The sequence below is a fragment of the Mesotoga sp. genome, from assembly GCF_035363035.1.
Classification (GTDB): Bacteria; Thermotogota; Thermotogae; order Petrotogales; family Kosmotogaceae; genus Mesotoga.
Map to the genome: position 1 here is coordinate 1 of NZ_DAOSEH010000089.1, position 8172 is coordinate 8172.

Annotated in this window: 7 protein-coding genes; 2 read left to right on the forward strand and 5 right to left on the reverse strand. The window is 50.0% G+C overall.

The window, feature by feature from the left end; all coding sequences use genetic code 11:
- Positions 1 to 852: hypothetical protein (locus PKX57_RS10290; RefSeq protein ID WP_472417159.1), on the forward strand; the 852-nt coding region annotated here is incomplete at its 5' end.
- Between the two features lie 57 nt (positions 853 to 909).
- A complete protein-coding gene (locus PKX57_RS10295; RefSeq protein WP_213921980.1) occupies positions 910 to 1398 on the forward strand; it encodes a hypothetical protein in 489 nt (162 codons plus the stop codon).
- Between the two features lie 16 nt (positions 1399 to 1414).
- Here the strand turns inward: PKX57_RS10295 and PKX57_RS10300 are convergent, their stop codons facing one another.
- The 5 genes from PKX57_RS10300 to PKX57_RS10320 form a co-directional block, all read right to left on the reverse strand.
- On the reverse strand, positions 1415 to 3076 hold the full coding sequence (locus PKX57_RS10300) for an ABC transporter permease (protein ID WP_470745769.1): 1662 nt from the start codon (positions 3074 to 3076) through the stop codon (positions 1415 to 1417).
- 13 nt (positions 3077 to 3089) lie between these two features.
- Positions 3090 to 4061 (reverse strand): ABC transporter permease subunit, encoded by a 972-nt coding sequence (locus PKX57_RS10305; RefSeq protein ID WP_213921981.1) that lies wholly within the window; start codon positions 4059 to 4061, stop codon positions 3090 to 3092.
- An 86-nt stretch (positions 4062 to 4147) separates the two neighbouring features.
- A complete protein-coding gene (locus PKX57_RS10310; RefSeq protein ID WP_472417161.1) occupies positions 4148 to 5869 on the reverse strand; it encodes an ABC transporter substrate-binding protein in 1722 nt (573 codons plus the stop codon).
- Positions 5869 to 7035 (reverse strand): ABC transporter ATP-binding protein, encoded by a 1167-nt coding sequence (locus PKX57_RS10315; protein WP_472417163.1) that lies wholly within the window; start codon positions 7033 to 7035, stop codon positions 5869 to 5871. Before PKX57_RS10315 ends, PKX57_RS10310 begins: the two co-directional genes overlap by 1 nt.
- Positions 7032 to 8069: an ABC transporter ATP-binding protein gene (locus PKX57_RS10320; RefSeq protein WP_472417165.1), complete on the reverse strand. Its 1038-nt coding sequence runs from the start codon at positions 8067 to 8069 to the stop codon at positions 7032 to 7034. The genes PKX57_RS10315 and PKX57_RS10320 overlap by 4 nt, the downstream gene beginning before the upstream one ends.
- Positions 8070 to 8172: the final 103 nt, after the last annotated feature.

Below are 8172 nucleotides of genomic sequence, written 5' to 3' on the forward strand. Positions count from 1 at the left end.
CAGGAAGCCCTCCTCGGCGGTACGGACAGAATCGCCCTGTACGGCTCCTGGGATATCTTCTCTATGGCCCTTCAGACCGGTATGGCCGGTCTGGGCTGGAGTGGTGACCTCATAGCCGAAGCGACCATTAAGCCGTTCACCGGTCTCACTCTCAAGGGCGGTCTCGAGGCCAAGGATCTCACCGGTACACCGACGTTCGACTACGTTATAGATTTCGATTACAAGATGACCCTCGGACTTCTCACTCTCAACCCGTATGCCAGATACGCCAGCACCAAGGGCCAGTGGGTAGGTCTCAAAGTTGGTTACGGTATCGGTGAAAGCGTCGTTCTGAAAATCAACGCCGATGTTAAGTACGATATCGCCGCCAGCAAACTCTTCAGCTGGATACAGGTCGCTCTCTCCAAGAAGGGCATAGGCTGGGCAGGCGTGAAGTTCTGGTACGACCACTCCTTCCTGGTGGGCGGAACGAATGAAATGAAGCTCGGATTCCTCGTGAAGTCCGACGGCTGGGAGATAGATCCAGTTTCTCTGGCTGTCTTTGTCGGTTCCGGCGACTTCACGACCAAGAACGATAACAACAAATCCGGCTTCGGTTACGATATAGTCGGCAACCTACTCGCCGATGTGAAGGATCTCTCCGCTTACGCAGAGGCTTCCCTCTCTCTCGCTATGGGTGGATTCAAGCCGACACTCAGCATCGACGGCGGTTACTACCTGCTCAACGGCACGAAGGCACTCAATGTTGTGCTCGGCTTCCCGGTCTTCGATCTGATCAACTTCGAAGCCAGTGTTGCCTTCTTCCCGGCGATCGACTGGTACGTGAAGCTGTTCTACAACTACTCGTTCTGATTTTAACGCTAACGATGAACCGGCCCGACGGGCCGGTTTTTCTTTGAGGTGAATTAGATGTATATTTTCCTCGGTAACCTGCTAATGGGAGTCGCGATAGTGATAGCCCTGGTCTTTGGAGGCGGTCAGTTCGTTACGGCCTTGCTGAACGGAGAGAGTCCCGAACTGGACTGGATGGATTTTCTCTTTCCCGCTGCGCTCTTATTGACGGGCTTTGTCCTGCAATTCTGCTCGATAGCGAAACATTACTTCATCCCGGTAATCGAAGAACTCTTTCTTGCAGGCTCTCTATTTCTTTACGTGAGGGAAAGTCTGGAAGGCGGTCTAACCTGGTGGCTGGTTCCTCTAAGAGAGTACATAAGCTCAACACTTCTGTACACCGCTACAGGCTCTCTACTGCCGGTTATACTCGTTGTCCTGATGGCCTCGCTGGTGGTGAAGATGCTCAACATGTCTGCCCTGAAGACAGGAAACGATGAACCACGCAGGGAAAGGGAAGACGCCTCGAACAAAAACGGGACCCTTAGGTCCCGTCGAAGTCTGTAGTTGAGTTAATTACTTATTAGAAACCCAGTGATCTTGGATCTAGCGCATCCCTCAGGGCATCACCCAGCAGGTTGAAGGCCATAACCACGATGAATATGAAGATACCTGGTATCAGAAGCCACGGTGCCTCGGTCATCGCCTTTATGTTCTGAGCCTGAGAGAGCATCAGTCCCCAGCTGGCCGACGGTTCGGTTATTCCCAGACCCAGGAAGCTCAGACCCGCCTCTCCCAGTATGTATCCTGGAATCGACAGAGTGGCCGATACTATTATATAAGTCGCAGTGTTGGGTATGATGTGGCGAAGTATAACCCGCCCCGATGGATATCCCATAGCTATGGCGGCCTGTACAAACTCCGTTTCTTTGTAACTCAAAACCATGCCCCTGATCACCCTCGACATTCCCGGCCAGCCTATGAAACTCAATATGAGGACTATGAGAATATACGTGATGTGTGGGGGTATGCTGGTTGGAAGAACAGCCCTCAGAGAGATCAGCAGGTAAAAGCTAGGTATCGACATAAGAATTTCCGTCACTCTCATAAGGATTTCATCGGTGATACCACCGAAGTATCCGGCCGCTCCACCAATGGAAAGTCCTAGAGAGAAGGTTATCAGGATCGCTAGAAGCCCGATACTCATCGATACTCTCGAACCGAACAGTATTCTGGAGAAAACGTCTCTACCGTACATATCGGAACCGAAAAGAAGAAACTTCGAAGGCAGTTCCGTTCCCACCAGGTGAAGTTTCATGGGGATGAATCCCAGTAACTTGTACTCCCAGGACTGTGTGAAGAACTTGATCGGATACTTCTTGGTCACATAATCTGTGACCTGGGGGTCTTGAATCACATCCACGAGGTTTGGCGAGATTTCTAGTTCCGCGAGAAACTCTCTGGCCAGTTCTAGGTCTCCACCATCGACGTCTATCACTTCATTTACTATGCTTATTGCTTCTACTACGACGTCTTTTATTTCATTTTCCTTCTGGGCGAAGATCCTGTGCAAAGACCTCTCCGTTACAACCTTGACAGGTGGGCCGATCCTCAGCAACTCTCTGAACCTGCTCGGGGCGAGCGCGCCGAGTGTTGTCCTGTTGGATGTTTCGGTGACAACAGTCTCTTTCAACATATCCAGTTCGGTCAATTTGACGGTCTGAACCGTACTGTATTCCGGACCTCCGAGGTTGGCCCTGTTTCCGTCCGCATCGAGTGCGTAGCGTATCGTTCTGGTTGTTACGTATATATTCAATACGCCATCTTTACCCTGTTCAAAGGTCTTCTCCTCGCCGGTTGTCTTATCGATGGCGACAACGGATCCTAGAGAGATTCCCTCCGTAAAAAAGGTTCTGTAAGTCTCTGGATCCCTCTCAAGCACCCAGGCATAAATGTACGGGGCCGTCAGTTTTCCATCCTCGTCGGTCCAGTGGACTTTCGAAGGGGGGGCGTACGAAAGATCCTGTCTCTGATCGTAGGGGTTGTTGGGAGCCAGAAAATCTGCGAAAATCGCAACGAGATAGAGTATTATGAGTACCCAAAGCGAAAAAAGCCCCAGTTTATGCTTTTTGAGGGCGCGCCATGCGAGTTGCCAGCGTCCCATGTATTTGATTTCGAAGAGTTCGTCTTTTTTCACTTCCTGAGGAGTCGCCGTTACCAGATCGTTCTTCTTTTCCTTTTTCACTCCAACTCACCCCTCAGCCTAACCTGAACCTTATTCTCGGATCGACCCAGGCAAGCATAAGATCGGCCAGAAGATTACCTATAACCAGGAGAACGGCCGACAGAAGAAGCGTAGCCATGACCAGGAATAGATCCTGAGCGTTCAAAGCCTCTATGACAAGCCTACCCATACCAGGCCAGCCGAAGACCGTCTCTGTGAGAACGGCGCCGCCGAGGAGTCCGGAAAGTGCGTAGCCAAATATTGTCACTATCGGGTTTATCGCGTTTCTAACGGCGTGCTTGTATATAACGTTCTTCTCAGGCATGCCCTTCGCCCTGGCGAAAAGCACGTAATCCTGCCTCAGCTGGTCCAGGAGCTGTCCGCGCATCTGTCTCATGAGCCCTGCCAGCCCAGATGTACCGAGAGTAACCATCGGCCCGACAACGTGCCACAGGTAATCTCCTATCTTCCCGAAGAAGCTGAGATCGTTGAAGTTTTGCGATATCAAGCCCCCTATGGGAAACCAGCCGGTTTTGGCCGACATAAAAAGCCATAGCAAGGCGAAAAAGAAGTTTGGAATGGAGATACCTATGAACGCGAGGAAGGAGAAGGTCTGGTCGCTCAACGAGTACTGGTGAAGCGCCGAATATATACCCAGAGGTATGGCGATTCCCCAGGTGAAGATCATTGTGGTTATGCTGAGAAGAAGTGTAGCACCGAGTCTCCTCCACACCAGATTGAAAACGGGCACTCTGTAGGTGAACGAGTATCCAAAATTTCCCGTCAAGACATTTCCAAGCCATTTGAAATACTGAACGAAGACGTTCTGATCGAGCCCGAACTGTCTCTCCAGAAGCCTCAGCTGATCTCTGGTGATAGAAGGATTCATTCTATAGGCATCCAGAAAATCACCCGGAGCGGCGGAGATGATCAAGAAGGCTAGAACCGAAACCCCGAGCAAAACGGGAATCGCCAGTATGAGCCTTCTCACTATATACTTAAGCACCTTATTTCCCTCCTCAACACTGCGAAGACGTTCATTTTACTAAAAGCGGGAGGGAAAACCCCTCCCGCATCAAATCAAAAAACCTATCAGTCTTTCCAGAAACCCTCTACCTGGTACAGGATGCCTGTTGCAGGACTCAGCTGCGGAATCGTCAGGTGGAAATCTCCCTTGTGAACATAGAGGAAGTTCTGGGCCATCGTGAAGACGACTGGCTGGTACTCGGCGAAGAGCATCTGGAACTCCGCGAAGAGGTCGTACCTGTCCTGATCGACAACCGCGGAAGTCTGGAGTCTGTAGATCTCGTCGACTCTCTTCTCCCAGTCTGGAAGAATGTACATGTCTTCAGTTATGTGGTCTTCTTCGTTGTAGAACGGCGGGTAGTTCCAGAAGTGGAGACCGCCGTCGAGCCTGTAAACGTTCCAGCCGGTTCCGGGATCGACCGAACCGGTGAGACCTATAACAACGGCATCGTAAGTGGCATCGAGAAGTCTGCTGACCACGGTGTTGAACTGAATAGGTGTGTAATTGACCTTTATTCCGAGTTTCGAAGCTCCGTCAACTACGATGTTACCGATAGCTTCACGCGTTCTGTTTCCTGCGTTGGTGAGGAGTTCGAACTCAACCTTGTTACCCTTCGAGTCAACAAGTGTACCGTCCGGCGCCCAGTCGAAGCCACCCTTCTTAAGCTCGAGTCTGGCCCTGGTTATGGAGTACTTGTAGTTGTACTTCTCGATCTCGGGGTTGTAGAAACCACTCGAGGGAGAGACCGGTCCATAGAGAGGAGAACCGAGTCCGTTGTAAAGAGAATCGATGATCGACTGTCTGTCGAGAGCGTAAACGAAGGCCTTTCTGAAGTATTCGTTTCTGAACCACTCGTTCTTGATAGGATCCTTGGTGTTGAAGTTGAAAGTTATAAACTCCGAGCCGAGAGCCGGTCCACCGACACCTGTAACCCAACCCTTTTCAGCAGCCATCTCGGCAAGTCTCGGGAATTGCTCGGCGCTCGGGCCGTAAATATCCAGCTCACCAGCTTCGAATCTCAGAAGGGCGGTGTTCTGGTCGCTGATGATCTCGTAGTTGACTTTGTCTAGATAAGGAAGCTGAACACCGTTTGCATCTACTTTCCAGTAATTGGGGTTTCTCTCGAAAACGATTCTGACGCCTTCGACATACTCGGTCATTATGTAGGGACCCATTCCGACGAGCTTGTCAACGTCGGCTATCGTCCACTGCTCGGCATAGGTTCCACTTGCAACGGCCTCGCTCAGAGCGTGTTTCGGAATTATCGTCCTGAAACCGACCTGTCTCAACGCAGTCACCATCGGAACGGTCCAGGTGAAGGAGATGGTTGTACTGTCAACTATCTCTACAACGGGGAGTTGGTCGTTGGAGTCCATGTAAGAGCCGTTGCCGTTGGCCGTCTGTTCGGGGTTAAGTGAAACATCCACAAAAGTCCAGTAAACGTCGTCAATGGTAAAAGGAGCTCCATCGGACCACTTGAGACCTTCTCTTATCTTGACGAAGAAGGTCAGTCCGTCGTCGGAGAACCACCATTCCTTAGCAAGGCCAGATTCGGTCGGCATACCGCCCTCATCGGCTTCGAGCAACGTAGCATGGATAAAGCCCAGAGGAACGGTCGAACTGGTTTCCTGCGCCCAATCGATGTTAAAGGATTTGGGATCGCCCAGTCCCCAGTAATAGAAAGTTCCACCGGTTTTTCCGTTGAAGTTTTCTACTTTGTACTCCGTCGCAGACAATGCAAGGCCTGCTATCAAGAGTACTGAAACTAGTACTAAGAATTTCTTCATTACTTTTCCCCTCCTTGTTCTTGAGATGTGGAATAAAGATGGCACGCTACAAAATGCTTTTGATCCACCTTGAACATTTGTGGATATTCCCTGGTACATATATCCATCCTGTACTTGCACCTCGGATTGAAGAAGCAACCGGATGGCCTGTTTATTGGACTTGGAACCTGTCCACCTATTAGATCTTTCCGATTGCGTTTTTTGTTCGGATCGGGGACCGGGGCCGCCGCGAGCAAGGCTTTGGTGTATGGGTGGAGTGGAGCGGCGAATATCGACTCGCTATCGCCCTGTTCAACGATCCTTCCGAGATACATGACAGAGACTTCCTGGCAGATGAATCTCACGAGCGCAAGATTGTGAGAGATGAAAACATAACCTGCGTTCAGCTGTTTCTGAAGCTCTTCGAAAAGGTTCACTATCTGTGCCTGAACCGAAACATCCAGAGCCGAGGTCGGTTCGTCGAGAACTATCAGGTCGGGATTCACGCTTATAGCCCTCGCCACGGCTATTCTCTGTCGCTGGCCTCCGCTGAACTGGTGAGGGTATCTATCCACATGGTAGGCCTTAAGACCAACCTTGACGAGAAGGTCTTTGACCATCGCTATCGCATCATCCATTTTTTCGGCCATTTTGTGGAAGAGAAGTGGTTCGGCGAGCATCTGCCCGACCGTCATTCTGGGGTTGAGCGACGACATCGGGTCTTGAAAGACTATCTGGGCCTTTCTTCTCAAGAGTCTCTTCTTTTCTTCAAGGTTCTCGAAAAGAGTGTTCAACGTTTTTGAAGGATTTCTATCGGACTTCACAAAAACGTCGTGTATCTTCTTCTTGTACGTTTCTAGGCCACTTCCATCGCCATCGAAATCCTGATCCTTGAAGTACTTAGATTTCAGATATTGGAGAGCCCTTTTGCGCTTCATGAAGTAGAAAGTCGTGTCTTCCTCGTCTATGAGCATCTCTCCGTCGGTCACTTCATGCAACCTGATAATCGATTTGCCTATCGTGGTCTTCCCGCAACCGGATTCTCCAACTATTCCAATCGTCTTACCCCGGTCAACGGAAAAAGAGACGTCATCCACGGCTTTGACGAATCCGACCACCCTCTCTACGAGGAAGCCTTGCTTTATCGGAAAGTACTTTTTCAAATTTTTGACTTCGAGAAGCTTCATCCTTGAGCCTCCTTGACCAGCCTGACTTTTCCTGCGATTGGATTCCAGCATCTGACAAAATGATTGTCGCCCATCTGCTCCATTTGTGGAAGATCCCTGTAACACTTTTCTCCAGCTCTGGAACAACGCGGAAGAAAGGGACAGAGATCCGGTGGATTGAGCATCACTGGCGGCTGGCCTGGAATTGGAAGAAGCCTATCCAGTTTAACATCGAGTCTCGGGATGCATTCAAGCAACGCATTTGTATATGGATTCATAGGGTGCTCGAAGATATCTTTGGATTGTCCCATCTCCATCTGATAACTCCCGTACATCACGGTTATTTTCGTGGCGATTTCGGCTATTACCGCCATATCGTGCGTGATGAACATCATGCTGCTGTTGAACTGTTCCTGAAGATCCTTCATCAATTCCAGTATCTGAGCCTGAACGGTTACGTCGAGGGCCGTAGAAGGCTCGTCGGCTATCAGTATATCGGGGTCGCACGAGAGCGCTATTGCAATTACCACTCTCTGCCTCTGACCCCCGGAAAGCTGGAAGGGGTAATCGTTTATCCTCTCCGAAGGCTTTGGAATACCCACCTGTTCGAGCAACTTGACTGCCCTTTCTCGGGCTTCCTCTACCGTAACACCCTTGTGGTGTACTATGGTCTCTATCATTTGATTACCTATGGTGTACATAGGGTCCAGAGAGGTCATCGGATCCTGAAAAATCATTCCGATGTGCTTACCACGTATTCGTGAAAAGCTCTCTTTGGGAAGCTTGGCGAGATCTATGTACTCTTTTTCACCACTCTTCGAAAACTCGTCGGTTAGAAAGAGGACCTCTCCGCCCGCTATGAATCCCGGATTGTCTATCATTCCGGCGATGGCCTTGACCGTAACACTCTTGCCGGAGCCGGTCTCTCCAACAATGCCCAGAACCTCATCACGATATAGATCAAAAGTGGCGTCCTGAACGGCTTTTACGACACCTTCTACCATTTTGAAATGTGTGGAGAGGTTTTTAACCGAAAGGATCGGTCTTTCCTGCAACCAAATCACCTCATATTCATCTTTCGAGATATCACCCACGGAGCGGATCGTACCTTACTGTATAATTATTACATATATTTGCATATAATATCAAGTGGCTGGA

Excerpts from the sequence above, each read along its gene's own strand:
- PKX57_RS10295 (WP_213921980.1), top strand. The coding sequence starts at position 910 with ATGTATATTTTCCTCGGTAACCTGCTAATGGGAGTCGCGATAGTGATA.
- PKX57_RS10310 (WP_472417161.1), bottom strand. The coding sequence starts at position 5,869 with ATGAAGAAATTCTTAGTACTAGTTTCAGTACTCTTGATAGCAGGCCTT.
- PKX57_RS10315 (WP_472417163.1), bottom strand. The coding sequence starts at position 7,035 with ATGAAGCTTCTCGAAGTCAAAAATTTGAAAAAGTACTTTCCGATAAAG.